This is a genomic window from Pseudomonas cimarronensis (assembly GCF_049331905.1).
GTDB lineage: Bacteria > Pseudomonadota > Gammaproteobacteria > Pseudomonadales > Pseudomonadaceae > Aquipseudomonas.
Genome location: NZ_CP186283.1, coordinates 1,859,720 through 1,882,494, shown reverse-complemented (window position 1 = coordinate 1,882,494; position 22,775 = coordinate 1,859,720). Strand labels below are relative to the sequence as shown.

Here is a 22,775-nt window from a genome sequence, read left to right as displayed (position 1 = left end):
TCAGCCCAACAACGCCTTGGCGTGATGACGCAGGTGGTCATCGATAAAGCTGGCGATAAAGTAGTAGCTGTGGTCGTAGCCCGGCTGCAGACGCAGAGTCAGCGGATGACCTGCGGCCTGCGCCGCGGCCTTGAGCGCATCCGGCTTGAGCTGGTTTTCCAGGAAGTCATCACGATCACCCTGATCGACCAGAATCGGCAGCTTTTCCGTGGCATCGCTGAGTAAGGCGCAGGCGTCCCATTCGCGCCAGCGCGAGCGGTCCTCACCCAGGTAACGGGAGAACGCCTTCTCGCCCCAGGGACAGTTGCTCGGGTTGCTGATCGGCGCAAAGGCCGACAACGACTGATAGCGCCCCGGATTACGCAACGCGCAGACCAGCGCACCGTGCCCGCCCATGGAGTGGCCGCTGATACCGCGCTTATCGGATACCGGGAAGTTCGCCTCGATCAGCGCCGGCAGCTCCTGCACCACATAGTCGTACATGCGGTAATGCCGCGCCCAGGGCTCCTGGGTGGCGTTCAGATAAAAGCCCGCGCCCAGACCGAAATCCCAGGCCTTGTCCGGATCATCCGGCACATCGGGACCACGTGGGCTGGTATCCGGCGCAACGATGATCAACCCCAGCTCGGCCGCCAGCTTGTGCGCGCCGGCCTTCTGCATAAAGTTTTCATCGGTGCAGGTCAGCCCGCTCAACCAGTACAGCACCGGCAATGTGCCGCCCTGCTCAGCCTGCGGTGGCAGATACACGGCAAACACCATGTCGCAGCCCAGCACCGCCGAGCGGTGGCGGTAACGCTTGTGCCAACCGCCGGCACTCTTCTGGCAGGAAATATTTTCCAAGGTCATAAGGCCTCCAGTGGGCGGCCATCACAGCCGCCCAGCGTGATCAGAAGTGGATAACCGTGCGGATGCTCTTGCCTTCATGCATCAGATCGAAGGCCTTGTTGATGTCGTCCAGCGGCATGTTGTGGGTGATAAAGGTGTCCAGCGGGATTTCGCCCTTCTGCGCCTTTTCCACATAGCTCGGCAGCTCGGTACGGCCCTTGACCCCGCCGAACGCTGAACCGCGCCAGACGCGGCCGGTCACCAGCTGGAACGGACGGGTACTGATTTCCTGGCCGGCACCGGCCACACCGATAATCACCGACTCACCCCAGCCCTTGTGCGCGCACTCCAGCGCCGCGCGCATCAGTTGCACATTACCGACGCACTCGAAGGAGTAGTCCACGCCGCCGTCGGTCATCTCGACGACGACCTCCTGAATTGGTTTGGCGAAATCCTTGGGGTTAACGAAATCAGTCGCACCCAGCTCACGGGCCACCTCGAACTTGGCCGGGTTGATATCGATGGCGATGATGCGCGAGGCCTTGGCCATCTTCGCGCCGATAATCGCCGCCAGGCCGATGCCGCCGAGGCCGAAGATCGCCACGGTAGCGCCCTCTTCCACCTTGGCGGTGTTGAGCACGGCACCGATGCCGGTGGTCACGCCACAACCAAGCAGGCAGACCTTCTCCAGCGGCGCTTCCTTGGGGATCACCGCCAGTGAGACTTCTGGCAGCACGGTGTATTCGGAGAACGTCGAACAGCCCATGTAGTGGTAAATCGGCTCGCCGTTGTAGCTGAAGCGGCTGGTGCCGTCTGGCATCAGGCCCTTGCCCTGGGTGGCGCGTACCGAGCTGCACAGGTTGGTTTTGCCGGATTTGCAGAATTTGCAGGCGCGGCATTCGGCGGTGTACAGCGGAATCACGTGGTCACCCACCTTGACCGAGGTCACGCCCTCACCGATCGCCTCGACGATGCCGCCACCTTCATGGCCGAGAATCGCCGGAAACACCCCTTCGGAGTCTTCGCCCGACAGGGTGTAAGCGTCGGTGTGGCACACGCCGGTGGCGACAATGCGCACCAGCACTTCACCGGCCTTGGGCGGCGCTACGTCGACCTCGACGATTTGCAGCGGCTGATTGGGGGCAAAGGCTACGGCAGCACGGGACTTGATCATGATCGCTCTCCAGCGGATTCGACGGTGGCGCAGAGTGTAGATCAGTGATGCAAATAGATAATCGAACAAAAAACAAAACATTCTTGCTATACAGGGACAATTAATTCGCAACAGGACATCCGCATGAACCGCTGGGAAGGCCTTGATGAATTTGTCGCGGTCGCTGAATGCGGCCAGTTCACCGCTGCCGCCGAACGCCTGAGCCTGTCATCCTCCCAGGTCAGCCGGCAGATCGCGCGACTGGAGGAGCGCCTGCAAACCCGCCTGTTCTACCGCAGCACCCGCCGTGTGGCGCTGACCGAGGCCGGGCAGACATTCTTACAGCACTGTCAGCGCCTGCAGGATGCTCGCGAGGAAGCGCTGCGCGCCGTTGGAGACTTAGGCAGTGAGCCCAAGGGCCTGCTGCGCATGACCTGCGCCGTGGCCTATGGCGAGCGTTTTATCGTGCCGCTGGTCACCGACTTTATGGTGCTGCACCCGCAGCTGCGGGTGGACATCGAGCTGAGCAATCGCACGCTGGATCTGCTGCATGAAGGCCTCGACCTGGCCATCCGCCTCGGTCGCTTGCAGGACTCGCGCCTGGTGGCCACACGCCTAGCGCCACGGCAGATGTACCTGTGCGCTGCACCGGCGTACCTGCAACGTTATGGCAGGCCGCATTCGCTGTCGGAACTGGCACGGCACAACTGCCTGATTGGCAGTTCGGATCTCTGGAGTTTTCAGGCCAGCGGCCGCGATTCCAGCCTGCGGGTGCAGGGCAACTGGCGCTGCAACAGCGGCCAGGCAGTGCTGGAAGCCGCGCTGCGCGGCCTGGGTCTGTGCCAATTGCCAGACTATTACGTGCTGGAACATTTGCGCAGCGGCGCACTGGTCTCATTACTGGATAACCAACAACCGCCGGATACTGCGGTGTGGGCGCTGTATCCACAGCAACGTCACCTGTCGCCCAAGGTACGCCAGCTGGTGGAGTTTCTTAAGCAGGGGTTGGCTCAGCGCAGCGAGTATCGCTAGAACCTGTTTACGATCTGCTACGCGTCGGCCCTGCTGCGTTAAAAACAGGCTCTTAGCTCTTGAGGTGCCAAAGACTGGCCAGACTGCGCAAGTCTTCCGGGCGAGTGACTTTCAGGTTATCCGCACGTCCCTCGATCAGGCGCGGTGCCTGTCCGGACCACTCGATAGCGGAGGCCTCATCGGTAATCGCCACACCGGCAATCAAGGCATCAGCCAAGGCACGCTGCAACTCGCCAAGGCGGAACATCTGCGGGGTAAAAGCCTGCCAGATGGTTGAGCGATCCACCGTAGCCTGCACCCGGCCATCAGCACCAGCACGCTTGAGCGTATCGCGCGCCGGCACGGCCAACAGGCCGCCGACCGGGTCATCGGCCAGTTCGCTGAGCAGCAAGTCAAGATCGCTGCGCGCCAGGTTGGGCCGCGCCGCATCGTGCACCAGCACCCAATCCTGCTCTTGAGCACCCAGTTCAGTGAGGCGCAGCAGGCCGCTAAGCACCGAATCAGCGCGCTCGGCACCACCATCGGCACGATGGATGCGCGGATCATGGGCACAACTCAGGGTCGGCCAGTAGGGATCATCCGCCGCCAGACTGACCACCACCGCACGCAGCTGTGGATGCTCGAGAAAGCACGCCAGGGTGTGTTCGATAATGCTTTTGCCGGCCAGTTGCAGGTACTGCTTGGGCCGGTCGGCGCGCATCCGGCTGCCAATACCGGCAGCAGGGATCAACGCCCAGAAAGGGGGGAATACGGACGTATTCATTCAGCCAACTGATAGAGGGTTTCGCCCTCTTTAAGCATGCCCAGCTCATGGCGCGCACGCTCTTCGACGGTTTCCATCCCGCTTTTTAGCTCCAGCACTTCGGCTTCAAGAATCCGATTGCGCTCTTGCAGCTGCTGGTTTTCGCCCTGTTGATCGGCGATCTGCTGCTGCAACTGGGCCACCTGCGCCAGGCTGCCATCGCCGACCCACAGGCGATACTGCAGGCCTGCCAACACGGCAATCAGCACGATAAATACCCAGTAAAAGTTATTGCGCATAGCGTAAAAAGCTTCCGAACGAAAAAGGGGCGACTCGCGCCGCCCCTCTTTTACCATGCCTGGGTTCAACCACGGAACTCGGCGCGGCCTTTGTACGGCGCCTTACCCGCCAGCTGCTCTTCGATACGCAGCAGTTGGTTGTACTTGGACACGCGGTCCGAGCGGCACAGCGAGCCGGTCTTGATCTGGCCAGCAGCAGTACCGACCGCCAGATCAGCAATGGTGCTGTCTTCGGTTTCACCCGAACGGTGCGAAATCACGGCGGTGTAACCGGCAGCCTTGGCCATCTGGATGGCTTGCAGGGTTTCAGTCAGGGTGCCGATCTGGTTGAACTTGATCAGGATCGAGTTGCCGATCGACTCGTCGATACCACGCTTGAGGATCTTGGTGTTGGTGACGAACAGGTCGTCACCCACCAGCTGCACCTTCTCACCGATCTTGTCGGTCAGCACTTTCCAGCCAGCCCAATCGGACTCATCCATACCGTCTTCGATGGAGATGATCGGGTAACGCTGGGTCAGACCCGCCAGGTAGTCGGCGAAACCTTCGGCACTGAACACCTTGCCTTCGCCAGCCAGGTCGTACTGACCGTCCTTGAAGAACTCGCTGGAAGCGCAGTCCAGTGCCAGGGTCACGTCATCACCCAGTTTGTAGCCGGCATTGGCCACGGCTTCGGCGATTGCGGCCAGCGCATCTTCGTTGGACGCCAGGTTCGGCGCGAAGCCACCTTCGTCACCCACGGAGGTGCTCAGACCACGGGCCTTCAGCACAGCCTTGAGGTGGTGGAAAATCTCGGTGCCCATGCGCAATGCGTCGGCGAAGGTCTTGGCGCCAACCGGCTGAACCATGAACTCCTGAATATCGACGTTGTTATCAGCGTGCTCGCCGCCGTTGATGATGTTCATCATCGGCACCGGCATCGAATAAACGCCAGACGTGCCGTTCAGGTCGGCAATGTGTGCATACAGCGGTACGCCCTTGGCCTGCGCAGCAGCCTTGGCCGCAGCCAGGGATACAGCGAGGATGGCGTTGGCGCCCAGGGTGGCTTTGTTTTCAGTGCCATCGAGGGCAATCATCGCCTGGTCAAGCGCTTGCTGATCGGCAGCATCTTTGCCCAGCAGCAGGTCGCGAATCGGGCCATTGATGTTGGCCACGGCCTTCAGCACACCCTTGCCCAGGTAACGGCTCTTGTCGCCATCACGCAGTTCCAGCGCTTCGCGCGAACCGGTGGAGGCACCGGACGGCGCACAGGCGCTGCCGATGATGCCGCCGTCGAGAATTACATCGGCTTCCACAGTCGGGTTACCACGGGAATCGAGAACCTCACGGCCTTTGATGTCGACGATCTTTGCCATTGCGTGTAGCACTCCAAAAAATTGACGAAAAGGGTAGTACCGAGTTGCACACTCATTGCGCACTGGCAGTGACTCCAGCGCACAATATGTACTGACTATTTAGTCAGATTGTATACAAATGGCACTTTACCGGAGATTTGCCGTTTCAGGCAGTCTCAATCGGCGCAAAACTCTTGATCAAATCATCCAGCTGCTTGAGCTGGGTGAGGAACGGCTCCAGTTTGTCCAGGCGCAAGGCGCAAGGGCCGTCGCACTTGGCATTGTCTGGGTCCGGATGGGCCTCCAGGAACAGACCAGCCAGGCCTTGGCTCATACCCGCTTTGGCCAGGTCGGTAACCTGAGCACGGCGACCACCCGCGGAGTCGGCGCGACCGCCTGGCATTTGCAGGGCGTGGGTCACGTCGAAAAACACCGGGTAGTTCATCTGCTTCATGATGCCGAAGCCGAGCATGTCCACTACCAGGTTGTTGTAGCCGAAGCTGGAACCGCGCTCGCAGAGAATCAGTTGATCATTACCGGCCTCTTCGCACTTGGTCAGGATGTGCTTCATCTCCTGGGGCGCGAGGAACTGGGCCTTCTTGATATTGATCACCGCACCCGTCTTGGCCATGGCCACGACCAGATCGGTCTGCCGCGAGAGAAACGCCGGCAACTGGATAATGTCGCAGACCGCCGCCACTGGTGCGGCTTGCTCAGGCTCATGCACATCGGTAATCACCGGCACGCCGAAGGTCTTCTTCACTTCCTCGAAAACCTTCATGCCCTCATCCAGGCCAGGGCCACGGAAGGAGGTGATGGACGAACGATTGGCCTTGTCGAAACTGGCCTTGAACACGTAGGGGATACCGAGTTTTTCGGTAACCCGCACGTACTCTTCGCACGCACGCATGGCCAGGTCGCGGGACTCAATGACGTTGATCCCGCCAAACAGCACAAAAGGCTTGTCGTTGGCGATCTCGATGTTGCCGACCTTGATGATCTTCTGGGTCATGCCTTAGGCCTTCTTCGCTTGCTGGGCCAGGGCGGCATTGACGAAACCACTGAACAGCGGGTGGCCATCACGCGGCGTCGAAGTGAACTCCGGGTGGAACTGGCAAGCGACGAACCACGGATGATCGGGCGCTTCAACCACTTCAACCAGCGCGCCGTCGCCCGAGCGACCGGTGACCTTGAGGCCGGCATCGATCAATTGCGGCAGCAGGTTGTTGTTCACTTCATAGCGATGACGATGGCGCTCGACGATCACATGCTTGCCGTAGCAGGCATGTACTTGCGAACCGGCCTGCAGCTGGCAATCCTGTGCGCCAAGACGCATGGTGCCACCCAGATCAGAAGAGTCGCTGCGCGTTTCGACTTCACCGGTCGCGTCCTGCCATTCAGTGATCAAGCCAACGACTGGATGTTGGCTGGATGTATCGAACTCAGTGGAGTTGGCATCCGTCCAACCCAGCACATTGCGGGCGAACTCGATGACAGCGACCTGCATGCCAAGGCAGATACCCAGGTAGGGAATCTTGTTCTCACGGGCGTACTGCACGGTCTTGATCTTGCCTTCCACACCGCGCAGGCCGAATCCGCCCGGAACCAGAATGGCATCGACACCTTCAAGCAGGCTGGTGCCTTTGTTCTCGATGTCTTCGGAGTCGATATAACGCAGGTTGACCTTGGTGCGGTTCTGGATGCCGGCATGGCTCATCGCTTCGATCAGCGACTTGTAGGCGTCCAGCAGCTCCATGTACTTGCCGACCATGGCGATATTGACTTCTTTTTCCGGGTTCAGCTTGGCATCCACCACGCGGTCCCACTCGGACAGATCGGCACCACCACATTCCAGACCGAAGCGCTCGACAACGAAGTCATCCAGTCCTTGGGCATGCAGCACACCCGGAATCTTGTAGATGGTGTCGACATCTTCCAGGCTGATCACCGCACGCTCTTCGACGTTGGTGAACAGGGCGATCTTGCGGCGCGAGGACACATCCACCGGATGGTCAGAGCGGCAGATCAGCACGTCCGGCTGCAGGCCGATGGAGCGCAGCTCTTTCACCGAGTGCTGAGTCGGTTTGGTCTTGGTTTCGCCAGCGGTGGCGATGTATGGCACCAGGGTCAGGTGCATCAGCATGGCGCGCTTGGCGCCTACTTCCACACGCAGCTGGCGGATGGCTTCGAGGAACGGTTGCGACTCGATGTCGCCCACGGTGCCGCCGATTTCGACCATGGCCACGTCGGCATCGCCAGCACCCTTGATGATGCGGCGCTTGATTTCGTCGGTGATGTGCGGGATGACCTGAATGGTCGCGCCCAGGTAATCACCACGGCGCTCGCGGCGCAGCACGTCTTCGTAGACGCGGCCGGTGGTGAAGTTGTTGTTCTGGGTCATGGTGGTGCGGATAAACCGCTCATAGTGGCCCAGGTCGAGGTCGGTCTCAGCGCCGTCATGGGTGACGAACACCTCACCGTGCTGGAACGGGCTCATGGTGCCCGGATCGACGTTGATATAGGGATCCAGCTTGAGCATGGTGACCTTCAGGCCCCGCGCCTCCAGGATAGCCGCCAATGAAGCCGAGGCGATGCCTTTCCCCAATGAAGAAACAACACCACCCGTGACGAATATGTAGCGCGTCATGAAAAACCCTAGAAGTCTGCGTTTAAGCGGTCAGTGCCGCCGGGGAAAGCGAAGGAATACCGAAGCTGCCAATCACGATACGCCGCAATTAGCTCGCCTTGCCGATTCCCAGGGGAGTCGACAAAAGCTCTAGTAAGACGGGAGCGTAGTCTACCGGAAAGGGCTTATCAGCTCAAACCTTGATCATTGGTCGGCGGTAGCCAATGCAATTGCCAGCTGCCATCGGCGGCGCCCTGCAAACCTGGCAGATTAGCAATTGCCACCACCTGGTTATCCAGGCGCAGCAGTGGCAGACGGTCGCGGACAAAGGCCGGCACGCGCAGCTCATTAAATAGGCGTTTGAGGTCGCGGCGTCCGCGCCCAGGTAACAATATCTGCTCGCCGGCCTGACGATAGCCCAACTGCCAATTGCCCGCCGGCAGCTGACCGTTAATCCGCACACGACCATTAGCGGGCAATGCCAGCTGCTGATTGCCTTGAACCACAGCACTGAGTGATGCTGGTTCGCGCAGCCAATCACCCGCCAACCACCACAGACGGTCATCACTGCGGCGCAGCTCCCCCGCCGTCAGCCTCCAGATTGGCGCAGCATCCGACGCAGCATCACGAAACGCCCGCCAACCGGCCCAATGCTCGCTATCAGGCATCACCGTCAGCGGCCTCAACCAGTAACGCAGAGCATTGCGCTGACGAGGTTCACTCAGATCGCGCAGCGTAGGTAATGCCAGGCTGGGTAACGACAGCCATGAAAACTCCGCTGGCATCTGCGCGGCAGCTAAATCCTGCTGCGCCAATTCATCAAGCAGCTGCGCTGCCTCACTCAAGTGAGCGGCACTACGAGCCATAGTGGCTGAGGCATGTGGCCAGCGACGGAGCAGCGCAGGCATTACCTGACGCCGTAAGTAGTTACGCGAAAACCGTTCATCGGCATTCGACGGATCATCGACCCAGACCAGCCCGTGAGCCTGCGCATAGGCCAGCAGCTCGGCGCGCGAGCAGCCCAGCAAGGGCCGCAGCAAATACCCTGCCCCCAGCGCGCGACTGACCGGCATACCCGCCAAGCCCTGCACACCCGCGCCGCGCAGCAGACGAAACAGCAGAGTTTCCGCCTGATCATCGCGATGCTGCGCGGTCAGCAGCAATTCGCCTGTGCCGAGACGGGCCATAAAGGCCGCATAGCGGGCATCGCGCGCAGCACGCTCAAGACTGGCGCCAGGCGCCACCTGCACATATTCAACCTGCAACGGCACAGACAAGGCGGCGCAAAGCTCACGACAATGCGCCGGCCAGGTATCAGCCACAGCCTGCATGCCGTGATGAATATGAATAGCGGAAAGAGGCGGCAACGTCTCTCGCTGCGTGAGACTGGCCAGCAGGTGCAACAGAACCGTGGAATCCAGCCCGCCGGACAGCGCCACACACCAGCCCGGAGCATTCCTCCAAGGCTGTAAAGCTTCGTATAGACGGGTATGCAGAGCGTTCATTGGCCAAGCTTAAAACAACAACGGGCCCGAAGGCCCGTTGTATGCGCTACGCCTGAGCAATCAGGCAATGCCATAGCTCATCAGGCGCTCATAACGACGCTTGAGCAGTGCATCGGTATCAAGCCCCTTGAGGGTTTTCAGCTGAGCCAGTAGCGCCTGACGAATCGACTCAGCCGCAGCGGCCGGGTCACTGTGTGCGCCACCCAGCGGCTCGCTGATGACCTGATCGACAATCCCCAGCCCTTTCAGGCGTTCAGCCGTAATGCCCATGGCTTCGGCTGCATCAGGTGCCTTCTCGGCGGTCTTCCACAGAATCGAAGCACAGCCTTCCGGCGAAATCACCGAGTAGGTGGAGTACTGCAGCATGTTGAGCTGGTCGCACACGCCGATGGCCAGTGCGCCGCCGGAGCCGCCCTCGCCGATCACGGTGGCGATGATCGGAGTTTTCAGACGTGCCATGACACGCAGGTTCCAGGCAATCGCCTCACTCTGCCCACGTTCTTCCGCGTCGATCCCCGGATAGGCACCTGGCGTATCGATAAAGGTGAGGATCGGCATCTTGAAGCGTTCGGCCATTTCCATCAGGCGGCAGGCCTTGCGGTAGCCCTCCGGACGCGGCATGCCAAAGTTGCGGCGGACCTTCTCACGAATCTCACGGCCTTTCTGGTGCCCGATAACCATTACCGGCTGACCATCCAGGCGCGCCACACCACCGACCAGAGCAGCGTCGTCGGAGAAATGACGATCGCCGTGCAGCTCGTCAAATTCGGTAAAGATGTGCTGCAGATAATCCAGGGTGTAGGGGCGGCGCGGGTGACGCGCCAGCTGAGCGATCTGCCAGCTGCTGAGGTTGCCGAAAATGCTTTCGGTCAGCGCGCTGCTCTTGTCCTGCAGGCGGGCGATTTCATCAGTGATGTTCAACGAGTTGTCGTTACCGACCAGGCGAAGCTCTTCGATCTTGGCTTGCAGGTCGGCGATCGGCTGTTCGAAATCGAGAAAATTCGGGTTCATAGTCATCCGTCTTGCGTCGACGGCCAAGTGGCCGGGAGCTGTATCCGTTATCGCGCCCTACCATATAGCAGCGGGCGCATTCAGGTCGACACCCGAAATGGCAGGAAAGTTTTCCGTGCACATTGCGGCGTATCACGACCAACCGGCGAGGCCGCAGCCCCGCAAATCAGCGGTAGTGCAAAAAGACGTTGTCGCGGCCGAACTGGTCACGCAATGCTTGAATCAGACTGTCAGCCGGCTCGATACGCCAGTTATCGCCAAATTGCAGCTGCGCCTTGGCCTCACTGCCGCTGTAGTCGACAGTGATCGGGCACGCGCCGCGATGACGACCGCACAGTTCAGCCAACCAGCGCAGACGGTCGCCCTGCAGCGCACTGCTGGCGACCTTCAGACGCAGACTATCCGCCAGACCGGTGCGCGCTTCCTCCAGGCTCATCACCCGTTTGGCCCGCAGGCGCAGGCCACCGGAGAAGTCATCGTTGCTCACCTCCCCTTCAACCACTACCAGGGCATCGGTCTGCAGCAAGGCTTGGGCACTGTTGAAGGCTTCAGCAAACAGGGAGGCCTCGATGCGCCCGGAGCGGTCGTCAAGGGTGATAAAACCCATCTTGTCGCCCTTCTTGTTCTTCATCACCCGCAGGTTGACCACCAGCCCGGCAATCGTCTGGTCACCACGCGCCGCCTTGAGGTCGACGATGCGCTGGCGGGCAAAACGCCGCACTTCCCCCTCGTATTCGTCAATCGGGTGACCGGTCAGGTAAAGCCCGAGGGTGTCTTTCTCGCCCTTGAGCCGCTCCTTGAGCGTCAGCTCACGGGCGCGCAGGTGATTGAGGTAAACATCCGCCTCGGCATCGGCAAACACCCCGCCAAACAGGTCCATGTGCCCGCTTTCAGCGCTACGCGCGGTCTGTTCGGCGGCCTGTACCGCCTCTTCCATCGCCGCCATCAGCACCGCACGGTTACGGTCGATATCGGCCTTGTAGGCTTTCAGCTCCTCATGGAAATGCGGGCCGAGGCGATCCAGTGCACCGCTGCGAATCAGCGCTTCCAGGGTGCGTTTGTTGATGCGTTTGAGGTCAACCCGCGCACAGAAATCGAACAGATCCTTGAACGGACCAGCCTCGCGCGCCTCGACGATCGCCTCCACCGGCCCCTCGCCCACGCCCTTGATCGCACCCAGGCCGTAAACGATCCAGCCCTCGTTGTTCACCGTGAACTTGAACTCGGAGATGTTCACGTCCGGCGCATCGAGGCGCAGCTTCATGCTGCGGCATTCCTCGATCAGGGTGACCACCTTGTCGGTGTTGTGCATATCCGCCGAGAGCACCGCGGCCATAAACGGCGCCGGATGGTGCGCCTTGAGCCAGGCAGTCTGGTAGGACACCAGGCCATAGGCGGCGGAGTGGGATTTGTTGAAACCATAACCGGCGAACTTTTCCACCAGGTCGAAGATGTTGCCGGCCAGGTCGGCATCAATGCCGTTATTGGCACAACCTTCAATAAAGCCGCCGCGCTGCTTGGCCATTTCCTCGGGTTTTTTCTTACCCATGGCGCGACGCAGCATGTCCGCACCGCCGAGGGTGTAGCCGGCCATCACCTGGGCAATCTGCATCACCTGCTCCTGGTACAGGATGATGCCGTAGGTGGGTTTGAGCACCGGCTCCAGGCCAGCGTACTGGTAGTCCTGATGCGGGTAGGAAATCGGCTCGCGGCCGTGCTTACGGTTGATAAAGTCGTCCACCATGCCCGATTGCAGCGGGCCTGGGCGGAACAGCGCCACCAGAGCGATCATGTCTTCCAGGCAGTCGGGCTTGAGCTTCTTGATCAGCTCTTTCATGCCGCGCGATTCAAGCTGGAACACTGCGGTGGTTTCGGCCTTCTGCAACATGGCGAAGGTTGGCTTGTCATCCAGCGGGATGAAATCGATGTTCAAATCTGGCAAGCCCTGCTTGGCCTGCTCGCGATTGATGGTCTCCATCGCCCATTTGATGATGGTCAGGGTACGCAGGCCGAGGAAGTCGAACTTCACCAGACCGGCCTGCTCCACATCATCCTTATCGAACTGAGTCACCAGACCGCCGCCTTCATCGTCACAGGCAATCGGCGAGAAGTCGGTAAGTTTGGTCGGCGCGATCACCACACCACCGGCGTGCTTACCGGTGCCGCGGCAGATGCCTTCGAGCTTGAGCGACATCTCCCAGATTTCCCGGGCGTCCTCGTCAACCTTGAGGAAGTCGCGCAGCGGCTCTTCCATCTCGTAGGCTTTTTCCAGGGTCATGCCGACTTCGAAAGGAATCATCTTCGATAGGCGGTCGGCCAGGCCGTAGGACTTGCCCTGAGCCCGCGCCACGTCGCGCACCACCGCCTTGGCCGCCATGGTGCCGAAGGTGATGATCTGGCTCACCGCGTTGCGGCCGTATTTCTCGGCGACGTAGTCGATTACCCGGTCGCGACCGTCCATGCAGAAGTCGACGTCAAAGTCGGGCATGGAGACCCGTTCCGGGTTGAGGAAACGTTCGAACAGCAGGTCATAGGCCAACGGATCAAGGTCGGTGATCTTCTGTACATAGGCCACCAGCGAACCGGCACCCGACCCACGGCCAGGGCCCACTGGCACGCCGTTGTTCTTCGCCCACTTGATGAAGTCCATTACAATCAGGAAGTAACCGGGGAAGCCCATCTGGATGATGATATCCAGCTCGAAATTCAGCCGGTCGATATAGACCTGTTTTTTCGCCGCGTAATCGGGGGTGTCCTTGGGCAACAAGACCTCAAGACGCTCTTCCAGCCCCTCAAATGACACCTGGCGAAAGTAATCATCCATGGTCATGCCGGCGGGCACGGGGAAGTCCGGCAGGAAGTATTTGCCCAGCTGCACTTCGATGTTGCAGCGTTTGGCGATCTCGACCGTGTTTTCCAGCGCCTCCGGCAGATCACTGAACAGCTCGGCCATTTCCTGCGGGCTTTTCAGGTACTGCTGATCGGAATAGGTACGCGGCCGGCGCGGGTCATCCAGGCTGCGGCCCTCGCCGATACATACCCGGGTTTCATGAGCGGCGAAGTCGTCTTGCTTAAGGAAACGTACATCGTTGGTCGCGACCAGCGGCGCACCCAGCTTGTCTGCCAGCGCTACAGCTGCATGCAGGTATTCTTCATCGTTAACCCGATTGGTGCGTTGCACCTCCAGGTAGAAGCGCTCGGGAAAAACGGCCATCCATTCCTGCAGCAGCGCTTCGGCCGCAGCCTGCTCGCCATCGAGCAAGGCATGGCCAACCTCGCCCTCCTTGGCGCCAGACAGGGCAATCAGCCCCTCGGCCGCCTCTTTCACCCAGTCACGCTGGATGATCACCAAATCATTGCTCTGCCCTTCGCTCCAACCGCGCGAGACCAGTTCGGTGAGGTTGCGATAGCCCTTGGCGTTCATCGCCAACAGGGTCAGGCGGCTCAGCGGGCCGTCTTCCTCGGCACTGGCCAGCCAGATGTCCGCACCGCAGATCGGTTTGATGCCACCGCCCATGGCCGCCTTATAGAACTTCACCAACGAGCACATATTGCTCATATCGGTGACCGCTACCGCCGGCATACCCGCCGCCGCCACTGACTTGATCAGTGGTTTGACCCGCACCAGCCCATCGACCAGGGAAAACTCGGTGTGCAAACGCAGGTGGACGAAGGAAGCAGTCATGGCAGTCCTATACAAAACACAAAAACGATAAGGCCCGGATTGTACCGGGCCATGGTGCAAACAACAGCATGTGGATCAGCGGATCTATGCGTAGGCTGGATGTAGCGCTAGATCTGCCGAGCCTGGGCTGGTGAACCGATAAGACGTGATCCAACTACTGCTCAAGCAGCGCACGTACAGGACCGAATGAGCGCCGATGAATCGGCGTTGGCCCCAAACGGCGCAAGGCATCCAGATGCACAGCCGTGGGATAACCCTTGTGCCCGGCGATACCATAACCGGGGTATTGCTGATCCAGTAGCTGCATCTCGCGATCCCGGCTGACCTTGGCCAGGATTGAGGCCGCAGCAATCGCTGGCACCTGACTATCGCCCTTGACCACCGCGGCGCTGGGCACCTGAAGTTTCGGACAGCGATTGCCATCGATCAGCGCCAGCTTGGGCGTCACACTCAAACCTTCGACCGCACGCTGCATGGCCAGCATGGTGGCGTGGAGGATATTTAGCTGGTCGATTTCCTCGACCTCTGCACGGGCGATGCACCAGGCCAGGGCTTTTTCGCGAATTTCGTCGAAGAGCTGCTCGCGACGTGCCTCGGTGAGTTTTTTCGAGTCGTTGAGGCCGAGAATCGGCCGCGCCGGGTCAAGAATTACCGCAGCCGTCACCACCGCACCACAGAGTGGGCCGCGACCGACTTCATCGACACCGGCGACCAGTTCCTGCACCAGGGTGAAATCCAACCCCAACTGCATCAGCCGCGCCCTGCCAGTTGCAGCACGGCCTTGGCCGCCTGCACCGATGCGTCACGGCGCAGTGCGCGGTGAATCACATCAAAGCCCTCGGTCTGCACTTCGCCGCCATCCAGCAACGGAGCCAGTAATTGGGCCAATGCTTCTGGCGTAGCCGCATCCTGAATCATTTCCGGCACCAGCAAACGCTCGGCCAGCAGGTTCGGCAGGGAAATATAGGCACTGGTGACCAGGCGTTTGAGGATGCGGTAGGTCAACGGCGCAACCTTGTACGCCACCACCATCGGCCGCTTGTACAGCAAGGCTTCCAGGGTTGCCGTACCGGAGGCGATCAACACCGCATCGCAGGCGGCCAAGGCCTCATGGGAACGGCCATTGAGCAGAGTCAACGGCAGATCGCGGCCCACCAGCAGCTGTTCAAGCTGGGCACGGCGCTCGGGACTGGAGCACGGCAGAACGAACTGGATACCGGGGCGCAAGGTGCGCAAGCGCAGCGCCGCATCAAGAAACAGACTGCCCAGACGCGCCACTTCGCCACCGCGACTGCCCGGCAACAGGGCCACAACCGGTTGATCGTTGGACAAGCTCAACGCATCGCGGGCTGCAGTGCGATCCGCCTGCTGCGGAATGGTGTCAGCCAACGGGTGGCCGACAAAGCGCACCGGCACCTGATGATCCTGATAGAACTGCGCCTCGAAAGGGAACAGGGTCAGCATCAGATCGCAGGCTTCACGAATTTTCAGCACACGCTTCTGCCGCCAGGCCCACACGGACGGGCTGACGTAATGCACGGTCTTGATGCCCGCCTGACGCAGCTTGAGCTCCAGGGTCAGGTTGAAATCCGGCGCATCGATGCCGATAAACACATCCGGCTTTTCGGTAATCAGGGTGTTGATCAGCCGTTTACGCCGCGACAGCAGCTCAGGCAAACGGCCGAGCACTTCGACCAGCCCCATGACCGACAGGCGCTCCATCGGAAAATAAGAGGTCAGCCCCTGGGCCTGCATCAGCGGGCCACCGACACCGATAAATTCGATCTGCGGGTATTGGGCTTTGAGGGCCTGCATCAGGCCCGCACCGAGAATATCGCCGGACGCCTCGCCAGCGACCAGCGCGACACGCATCAGGTCTGTCATAAATTAACGGGTAATGCCGCGGCTGGAAGCCTGGATGGAGTCACGGAAGATCGCGACTTCGGGAAATTCTGCAGACGACTCGGCCAACTCGGCCATCGCCTGCTCAACCGTAAGCCCCTGGCGATAGACAATCTTGTAAGCACGACGCAAGGCGGCAATTGCCTCAGCACTGAAACCACGACGACGCATACCTTCGAAGTTCATGCTGCGTGCTTCGGCCGGGTTGCCAAACACGGTAACAAAGGCCGGCACATCCTTGCCAATCGCCGTGCCCATGCCGGAAAAGCTGTGCGCGCCAATACGGCAGAACTGATGCACCAGGGTATAACCGGACAGAATCGCCCAGTCGTCCACCCACACGTGCCCAGCCAGCGCAGTGTTGTTGACCAGAATGCAGTGATTACCGATCACACTGTCATGGCCAACGTGGGCGTAGGCCATGATCAGATTGTGATTACCAATGGTGGTTTCACTGCGATCCTGCACAGTACCGCGGTGGATGGTCACGCCCTCGCGAATCACGTTGTGATCGCCAATGACCAGGCGAGTTGCCTCGCCCTGGTACTTGAGATCGGGGGTGTCTTCACCCACCGAGGAGAACTGATAGATTCGGTTGTGTTTACCGATCTTGGTCGGCCCCTTGAGGATCACATGGGGGCCGATCACTGTACCCTCGCCAATTTCCACATCGGCCCCGACTATCGACCAAGGGCCAACGACAACGTCGTCAGCCAGCTTGGCACTGGGATCAATGATGGCGCGAGGGTCAATCAAACTCATAGCTTGCGTTCCGCACAGATGATTTCTGCCGAGCAGACTTCTTTGCCGTCGACACTGGCCTTGCACTCGAACTTCCAGATGCTGCGCTTGTTACTCAGGTATTTGGCTTCGAGGATCAACTGATCGCCCGGTACCACCGGCTGACGAAAGCGTAGCTTGTCGGAGCCGACAAAGTAATACAGGGTACCGTCCGCCGGCTTCAGGTCCATCATCTTAAAACCAAGAATACCGGCGGCCTGGGCCATGGCTTCGATGATCAGCACACCCGGCATGATCGGGTGTTCCGGGAAGTGGCCGTTGAAGAATGGCTCATTGATGCTGACATTCTTGTAGGCCCGAATGCTCTTGCCCTCAAGGTCCAGCTCTGCCACCCGGTCCACCAGCAGGAACGGATAGCGGTGCGGCAAGTATTCGCGAATCTGGTTAATGTCCATCATGTGCAGAGAAGCCTGTAAGAGAAAAAAGAGAAGCCGGCAAAACCGGCTCAGGCATCAGATGAAGTGTCGGCAGCTGAGGTCACGGTGGCCAGCTGCTTTTCCAACTGTTGCAGGCGACGCGCCATGTCATCCAATTGACGAATGCGTGCCGCACTCTTGCGCCATTCAGCCGCCGGCTGCATGGCGGTACCCGAGGAATAGGAGCCCGGTTCAGTGATTGAGCGAGTCACCATGGTCATACCGGTAACGAATACGTTGTCGCACACCTCGATGTGCCCGACCATGCCAACACCACCGGCGATCATGCAGTTCTTGCCGATCTTGGTGCTGCCGGAAATCCCCGCGCAACCGGCCATGGCCGTGTTGTCACCGATCTGCACGTTGTGCGCGATCATGATCTGGTTATCCAGTTTCACGCCATTACCGATCAACGTGTCCGACAGGGCACCTCGGTCGACCGTGGTATTAGCACCGATCTCGACGTCATCACCGATGGTGACACCGCCGATCTGCGCAATTTTCTGCCAGACGCCCTTCTCATTGGCAAAGCCGAAGCCTTCACCGCCGATCACTGCGCCAGACTGAATCACCACACGTTTGCCGATCCGCACATCGTGATACAACGTTACTCGCGGTGCGAGCCAGCCACCCTCGCCAATGACCGAGCGCGCACCGACCACGCACTGCGCGCCAACGGTGACGCCAGCGGCGATCTGCGCACCACTCTCGATCACCGCATAGGCACCGATACTGGCACTGGCATCAACCTGCGCGTCGCCCGCTACCACCGCAGTCGGATGCACACCTGCCAAAGCACGCGGCTTGCGATCAAACAAGTGAGAAAGTTCGGCATAAGCAAGATAGGGATTAGCCACAATCAGAGCGTTACCGGCATAGCCTTCGGCATCCGCAGCCGTCAGCAGGATTGCACCCGCCTGGCTGCTGGAGAGGTACTTGCGGTACTGGGGATTGGCCAGAAAACTCAACTGTTCAGCACTGGCTTCCTGCAAGGTCGCCAGGCCGCTGACAGTTTGCTCAGCAGAGCCACGCAGGGTGGCTCCCAAGCGCTCGGCCAACTGGCCAAGGGTATACGTTGCACTCATGATCAGCGCAGCTGATTCATGCGCTCGATAACCTGGCGAGTGATGTCGAACTGAGGTTTGACATCAATCACCGCACCACGCTCCAGCACCAGGTCGAAGTTACCGTTCTTGATCACTTCTTCCACGGCTTTGTCCAGGTTCGGCTTGAGCTTCTTCAGCATCTCACGGTCAGCAACAGCCTTGGACTCGTTCAGTTCTTTGGACTGGAATTGGAAGTCACGGGCTTTCTGCTTGAATTCAAGCTCCAGACGCTCACGCTCGGCGGTCTGCATCTTCTCGCCATCTTTGACCAGGCGATCCTGAATACGCTTGGCATCGCTTTCCAGGGTCTTCAGCTTGTTCAGTTGTGGACCGAATTTCTTCTCGGCATCGACGGCATAACGCTTGGCCGCATCAGACTCCAGAAGCGCCATTTGATAGTTCAATACCGCCACTTTCATTTCGGCAAACGCCGGAGTGGCCAGCATGGCAACGCTTAGCAAAACCAGTTGAGTCAACTTACGCACGGTGCAACTCCTGCAAAACTGTTGGTATTCAATAATCTGACGCTTAGAACGTCTGACCGAGAGAGAACTGGAAGATCTGCGTATCAGCATCATCCGGCTTGAGGATTGGCATGCCCAGACTGAAACTCAACGGCCCCAACGCGGTGATCCAGGTCAGACCAACACCCACGGAACTGGCCAGTTGCCCCGGATCGATATTGTTGCAATCAGCCTGAGTCTTGCCGCAGTTGGTGTCGAAGACATTACCCACATCCCAGAACAGCGCAGTACGCAGCGAACGCTGATCTTTAACGAAGGGCATGGGGAACAACAGCTCTACACCACCTTGTACCAGCACGTTGCCGCCGAACGGCAAAGGATCCTGATCAGGGTCAAATGCTGTGCCTTTGTTTCCAGTAACTGCCTGACCACGACTCGGTGTACTACGAGGCCCCAGACTGCTGTCCTTGAACCCTCGCACCGAGTTGAAACCACCCGCGTAATAGTGCTCATAGAACGGCAGATCAGATGTAGAGCCGTAGCTTTCACCAAAGCCTAGTTGGCTGTGGAAGCGCAATGTATAAGTATCAGTCAAAGGTTTGAAGATCTGGCCGCGGTAGTCAATCTTGAAGAACGACAGATCACTGCCAGGCACAGTGGTCTCAAACACCAAACTTTGTGAGTGACCACGATTGGCCAACACACCACGGTTCAAGGTCGACTCCGACCAACCAATCGAGGCCTTGAGGTTAAGGTAATTGTCACCTTCTGCCTCGATAAAGTTGAAGATTTCATCAACGGTATATACACCAGTGCTGATACTGTCATTTTGAATGGTAAGACCATAGGTCAGGCGCGAGGTATCACTGATCGGGTAACCAATACTCACACCAGCACCGTAACTGTCCACCGCATAACTGGACACATCGGTATTCAGTTCTTCGTAATCGGTTTCACGGAAGAACGCGTTATAACCCAGGCTGACACCGTCTGGTGTCCAGTAGGGATCAACGAAGCCAAAGTTGTAGTTGCTCTGGTATTCACTGCGGGTCAGGCCAAGGCTGACCTTGTTACCAGTACCGAGGAAGTTGTTCTGGGTAATCGAACCGCCCAGGATCAGACCGGCGTTCTGGGCAAAACCCACGCTGGCAGTAATCGAACCCGACGCCTGTTCTTCGACACTGTAATTGACGTCAATCTGATCGTCGGTGCCCGGAACTTGCGGCGTTTCAACGTTGACTTCCTTGAAGTAGCCTAGACGCTCCAGGCGGGTCTTAGACTGATCGATCAGGTAAGTCGATGCCCAGCCACCTTCCATCTGACGCATTTCACGGCGCAACACTTCGTCTTCCGACTTGGTATTGCCACGGAAGTTAATGCGATTGACGTAGGCACGCTTGCCTGGGTCGACTACGAAAGTAATGGATACGGTGCCATCGTCATGTGCTTCCGGCACGCCGTTGACGTTGGCAAAGGTATAACCCTCGTTACCCAGACGACGGGTAACCAGCTCCGAGGTGGTGGTCATCACCTTACGCGAAAACACTTGACCTTCCTGAACCAGCAGCAGCGCGCGGACTTCTTCTTCCGGCACTTTCAGTTCACCGCTGAGTTTGACCTCACGTACGGTGTACTTCTCACCCTCGTCGACGTTGACGGTGACATAGACGTGTTTCTTGTCAGGAGTAATGGATACCTGGGTCGAGCTGATATCCATGTTGATATAGCCGCGGTCCAGGTAGTAGGAACGCAGGCGCTCCAAGTCACCGGACAACTTTTCGCGAGCATACTTGTCGTCGTTCTTGAAGAAGGACAGCCAGTTGGTGGTCTTCAGCTCGAACAGGGCGATCAGGTCCTCGTCGGAGAAGACGGTATTGCCCACCACGTTGATGTGTTGAATCGCAGCAACCGAGCCTTCATTGATGTTGATCTTCAGGGCCACACGGTTACGCGGCTGAGGGATTACTTCGGCTTCGATTTCCGCAGAGTAACGACCTTGGGCAACGTACTGGCGCTGCAGCTCGTTGCGCACACCTTCTAGGGTCGCGCGCTGGAAAATCTCGCCTTCAGCCAGACCCGATTGATTAAGACCTTTGAGCAGGTCTTCGCTGCTGATGGCCTTGTTACCTTCGATTTCGATGCTGGAAATCGATGGACGCTCAACGACGGTAATAACCAGCACGTCACCATCACGACCAAGCTGGATATCCTGAAAGAAACCGGTTTTGAACAGCTCGCGGGTCGCCTCGACCAGCGCGCGGTCATCGGCCTGAGCGCCCACATTGAGCGGCAGGGCACCGAATACGCTACCAGCGGAAACCCGCTGCAAGCCGGTTACCCGAATATCGGAGATGGTGAAGGACTCGGCGTGAACTTCGGTGATCATCAGTGCGGCAAGCACCGCAGGTAGCAGCAGACGTTTCATGAAGTCCTTTCTTATTCCAACTGACAATAAAAAATCTGCCGCTTAGCGCGACACTTCTTGTACATACCGAGAGCGTAATTCAGCAGCGGTTACAGGCGGCTCAGATCATTGACCAAGGCAAGCAACATGACCCCAATCACCAAGCTGATGCCGATCTGCATCCCCCAACCCTGTACCCGTTCCGACAGTGGACGACCACGCACCCACTCGACCAGATAAAAAAGCAGATGCCCCCCATCCAGCACGGGGATGGGCAGCAGATTAAGAACCCCCAGGCTAATGCTCAGGTAGGCGAGGAATTTCAGGAAATCACTCAAGCCCGACTCAGCGGAAGCGCCCGCCACTTTAGCAATGGTTATCGGCCCGCTCAAGTTTTTTACCGAGAGCTCACCAAACAGCATTTTCTTCAGGGAATTAAGGGTCAGAACGCTCATTGCCCAGGTATTTTGGGCCCCTTCGACCACCGCTTCCAGTGGACCAAAGCGGACTTCACGAAGCATCGAAGGCGGCCATTTACCACCCGCTACGCCGGCCCCCATATAACCGGTGAGTGCCTGCCCCTCGCCTCGCGCAGCCAGGGTTAGCGGCACATCCAGCTGCTGCCCTTGCCGCTCAATCTGCAGCGTGATGCTTTTACCCGGCAAACCACGCACCTGGTCGACCAGTTGCTGCCAATCAGCCAGCGCCTGACCATTCAGCGCCAGAAGGCGGTCACCCTCCCTCAGTCCAGCAGCAAATGCCGGCCCCTTTGGATCAAGTTGCGCCAGCACCGGTTCCAGTACCGGACGCCATGGCCGAATACCTAAAGAGGCAATCGGATCTGGCTCATCAGCGCCACGCAACCAGTTGTCCAACTCGATCCGCCGCAGGCTGTCGACAGAAGAGCCTGGCTCGCGCACAGCCACATCCAGCTGCCCCGTCTCACCCAGCCGCGTGACCAATTGCAGGTTGACCGCAGCCCAGCCAGTGGTCGGCTTACCGTTTATCGCAACAATTTCCTGCCCAGCCTGCAGACCCGCGGTTTGCGCCAGGCTGCCCGCCTCAACCGCGCCAATGACCGGACGCACCTGCTGACTACCGAGCATCGCCAGCACCCAGAAGAACAGCAGCGCAAGAAGGAAGTTCGCCACCGGCCCCGCCGCCACAATAGCGATACGCTGCTGTACCGATTTGCGATTGAAGGATTGATCGAGCAACTCAAGCGGCACATTGCCTTCGCGCTCATCGAGCATTTTCACGTAGCCGCCCAGCGGGATGGCGGCCACGACAAATTCCGTACCCTGGCGATCATGCCAACGCAACAGCGGGCTGCCAAAACCCACGGAAAACCGCAGCACCTTGACGCCACAACGACGGGCAACCCAGAAGTGCCCATATTCGTGAATGGTTACCAGCACTCCCAGAGCAACCAGGGTGCCGACCAACATATAAAGCGCACTCATCAAACTT

19 protein-coding genes are annotated in these 22,775 nt (G+C 59.1%); 1 reads left to right on the top strand and 18 read right to left on the bottom strand.

Features of this window, described 5'->3' with window-relative positions:
- Positions 1 to 846, bottom strand: a complete 846-nt coding sequence (gene fghA / locus ACOCLD_RS08725; protein ID WP_422911603.1) for an S-formylglutathione hydrolase — start codon at positions 844 to 846, stop codon at positions 1 to 3.
- A 40-nt stretch (positions 847 to 886) separates the two neighbouring features.
- Positions 887 to 1,999, bottom strand: a complete 1,113-nt coding sequence (locus ACOCLD_RS08720) for an S-(hydroxymethyl)glutathione dehydrogenase/class III alcohol dehydrogenase (protein ID WP_422911602.1) — start codon at positions 1,997 to 1,999, stop codon at positions 887 to 889.
- 123 nt (positions 2,000 to 2,122) lie between these two features.
- On the opposite strand from ACOCLD_RS08720, the gene ACOCLD_RS08715 reads away from it, so the two are divergent.
- Positions 2,123 to 3,010, top strand: coding sequence for a LysR substrate-binding domain-containing protein (locus ACOCLD_RS08715; RefSeq protein ID WP_257777968.1), 888 nt, complete (start codon positions 2,123 to 2,125; stop codon positions 3,008 to 3,010).
- 52 nt (positions 3,011 to 3,062) lie between these two features.
- On the opposite strand, the gene ispD is transcribed toward ACOCLD_RS08715, so the two are convergent.
- The 16 genes from ispD to rseP form a co-directional block, all read right to left on the bottom strand.
- Entirely contained in the window at positions 3,063 to 3,773 is a 711-nt protein-coding gene (gene ispD / locus ACOCLD_RS08710) for a 2-C-methyl-D-erythritol 4-phosphate cytidylyltransferase (RefSeq protein WP_422911601.1), read from the bottom strand.
- Entirely contained in the window at positions 3,770 to 4,051 is a 282-nt protein-coding gene (gene ftsB, locus ACOCLD_RS08705; RefSeq protein ID WP_090248365.1) for a cell division protein FtsB, read from the bottom strand. The genes ispD and ftsB overlap by 4 nt, the downstream gene beginning before the upstream one ends.
- A 65-nt stretch (positions 4,052 to 4,116) precedes the next feature.
- Entirely contained in the window at positions 4,117 to 5,406 is a 1,290-nt protein-coding gene (gene eno / locus ACOCLD_RS08700) for a phosphopyruvate hydratase (protein ID WP_422911600.1), read from the bottom strand.
- A 145-nt stretch (positions 5,407 to 5,551) separates the two neighbouring features.
- Entirely contained in the window at positions 5,552 to 6,397 is an 846-nt protein-coding gene (kdsA, locus tag ACOCLD_RS08695; RefSeq protein WP_257777965.1) for a 3-deoxy-8-phosphooctulonate synthase, read from the bottom strand.
- 3 nt (positions 6,398 to 6,400) lie between these two features.
- A complete protein-coding gene (locus ACOCLD_RS08690; RefSeq protein WP_422911599.1) occupies positions 6,401 to 8,032 on the bottom strand; it encodes a CTP synthase in 1,632 nt (543 codons plus the stop codon).
- Between the two features lie 167 nt (positions 8,033 to 8,199).
- Entirely contained in the window at positions 8,200 to 9,516 is a 1,317-nt protein-coding gene (gene tilS / locus ACOCLD_RS08685; protein ID WP_422911598.1) for a tRNA lysidine(34) synthetase TilS, read from the bottom strand.
- A gap of 60 nt (positions 9,517 to 9,576) precedes the next feature.
- A complete protein-coding gene (gene accA / locus ACOCLD_RS08680) occupies positions 9,577 to 10,527 on the bottom strand; it encodes an acetyl-CoA carboxylase carboxyl transferase subunit alpha (RefSeq protein WP_422911597.1) in 951 nt (316 codons plus the stop codon).
- A gap of 166 nt (positions 10,528 to 10,693) precedes the next feature.
- A complete protein-coding gene (dnaE, locus tag ACOCLD_RS08675; protein ID WP_422911596.1) occupies positions 10,694 to 14,212 on the bottom strand; it encodes a DNA polymerase III subunit alpha in 3,519 nt (1,172 codons plus the stop codon).
- 154 nt (positions 14,213 to 14,366) lie between these two features.
- On the bottom strand, positions 14,367 to 14,963 hold the full coding sequence (rnhB, locus tag ACOCLD_RS08670) for a ribonuclease HII (RefSeq protein WP_422911595.1): 597 nt from the start codon (positions 14,961 to 14,963) through the stop codon (positions 14,367 to 14,369).
- The gene (gene lpxB, locus ACOCLD_RS08665; protein WP_422911594.1) at positions 14,963 to 16,096 is read right to left on the bottom strand and encodes a lipid-A-disaccharide synthase; all 1,134 of its coding nucleotides are present in this window, start codon (positions 16,094 to 16,096) and stop codon (positions 14,963 to 14,965) included. The genes rnhB and lpxB overlap by 1 nt, the downstream gene beginning before the upstream one ends.
- A gap of 3 nt (positions 16,097 to 16,099) precedes the next feature.
- The gene (lpxA, locus tag ACOCLD_RS08660) at positions 16,100 to 16,876 is read right to left on the bottom strand and encodes an acyl-ACP--UDP-N-acetylglucosamine O-acyltransferase (protein ID WP_422911593.1); all 777 of its coding nucleotides are present in this window, start codon (positions 16,874 to 16,876) and stop codon (positions 16,100 to 16,102) included.
- Entirely contained in the window at positions 16,873 to 17,313 is a 441-nt protein-coding gene (fabZ, locus tag ACOCLD_RS08655; protein ID WP_257777957.1) for a 3-hydroxyacyl-ACP dehydratase FabZ, read from the bottom strand. The genes lpxA and fabZ overlap by 4 nt, the downstream gene beginning before the upstream one ends.
- Positions 17,314 to 17,360: 47 nt before the next feature.
- Complete coding sequence (gene lpxD, locus ACOCLD_RS08650; protein ID WP_422911592.1) at positions 17,361 to 18,416, bottom strand: UDP-3-O-(3-hydroxymyristoyl)glucosamine N-acyltransferase; 1,056 nt, start codon at positions 18,414 to 18,416, stop codon at positions 17,361 to 17,363.
- A gap of 2 nt (positions 18,417 to 18,418) precedes the next feature.
- Entirely contained in the window at positions 18,419 to 18,922 is a 504-nt protein-coding gene (locus tag ACOCLD_RS08645) for an OmpH family outer membrane protein (protein WP_257777956.1), read from the bottom strand.
- Positions 18,923 to 18,965: 43 nt separating this feature from the next.
- On the bottom strand, positions 18,966 to 21,326 hold the full coding sequence (bamA, locus tag ACOCLD_RS08640; protein WP_422911591.1) for an outer membrane protein assembly factor BamA: 2,361 nt from the start codon (positions 21,324 to 21,326) through the stop codon (positions 18,966 to 18,968).
- Between the two features lie 89 nt (positions 21,327 to 21,415).
- Complete coding sequence (gene rseP / locus ACOCLD_RS08635) at positions 21,416 to 22,768, bottom strand: sigma E protease regulator RseP (RefSeq protein ID WP_422911590.1); 1,353 nt, start codon at positions 22,766 to 22,768, stop codon at positions 21,416 to 21,418.
- Positions 22,769 to 22,775: the final 7 nt, after the last annotated feature.

Bases quoted from the DNA above. Each gene is read 5' to 3' on its own strand.
- ACOCLD_RS08690 (WP_422911599.1), bottom strand. From the start codon at position 8,032: ATGACGCGCTACATATTCGTCACGGGTGGTGTTGTTTCTTCATTGGGG.
- ftsB (WP_090248365.1), bottom strand. From the start codon at position 4,051: ATGCGCAATAACTTTTACTGGGTATTTATCGTGCTGATTGCCGTGTTG.
- eno (WP_422911600.1), bottom strand. From the start codon at position 5,406: ATGGCAAAGATCGTCGACATCAAAGGCCGTGAGGTTCTCGATTCCCGT.
- kdsA (WP_257777965.1), bottom strand. From the start codon at position 6,397: ATGACCCAGAAGATCATCAAGGTCGGCAACATCGAGATCGCCAACGAC.
- tilS (WP_422911598.1), bottom strand. From the start codon at position 9,516: ATGAACGCTCTGCATACCCGTCTATACGAAGCTTTACAGCCTTGGAGG.
- fabZ (WP_257777957.1), bottom strand. From the start codon at position 17,313: ATGATGGACATTAACCAGATTCGCGAATACTTGCCGCACCGCTATCCG.
- lpxB (WP_422911594.1), bottom strand. From the start codon at position 16,096: ATGACAGACCTGATGCGTGTCGCGCTGGTCGCTGGCGAGGCGTCCGGC.
- lpxA (WP_422911593.1), bottom strand. From the start codon at position 16,876: ATGAGTTTGATTGACCCTCGCGCCATCATTGATCCCAGTGCCAAGCTG.
- lpxD (WP_422911592.1), bottom strand. From the start codon at position 18,416: ATGAGTGCAACGTATACCCTTGGCCAGTTGGCCGAGCGCTTGGGAGCC.
- ispD (WP_422911601.1), bottom strand. From the start codon at position 3,773: ATGAATACGTCCGTATTCCCCCCTTTCTGGGCGTTGATCCCTGCTGCC.
- rseP (WP_422911590.1), bottom strand. From the start codon at position 22,768: ATGAGTGCGCTTTATATGTTGGTCGGCACCCTGGTTGCTCTGGGAGTG.
- accA (WP_422911597.1), bottom strand. From the start codon at position 10,527: ATGAACCCGAATTTTCTCGATTTCGAACAGCCGATCGCCGACCTGCAA.
- fghA (WP_422911603.1), bottom strand. From the start codon at position 846: ATGACCTTGGAAAATATTTCCTGCCAGAAGAGTGCCGGCGGTTGGCAC.
- ACOCLD_RS08720 (WP_422911602.1), bottom strand. From the start codon at position 1,999: ATGATCAAGTCCCGTGCTGCCGTAGCCTTTGCCCCCAATCAGCCGCTG.
- ACOCLD_RS08715 (WP_257777968.1), top strand. From the start codon at position 2,123: ATGAACCGCTGGGAAGGCCTTGATGAATTTGTCGCGGTCGCTGAATGC.
- dnaE (WP_422911596.1), bottom strand. From the start codon at position 14,212: ATGACTGCTTCCTTCGTCCACCTGCGTTTGCACACCGAGTTTTCCCTG.
- bamA (WP_422911591.1), bottom strand. From the start codon at position 21,326: ATGAAACGTCTGCTGCTACCTGCGGTGCTTGCCGCACTGATGATCACC.
- rnhB (WP_422911595.1), bottom strand. From the start codon at position 14,963: ATGCAGTTGGGGTTGGATTTCACCCTGGTGCAGGAACTGGTCGCCGGT.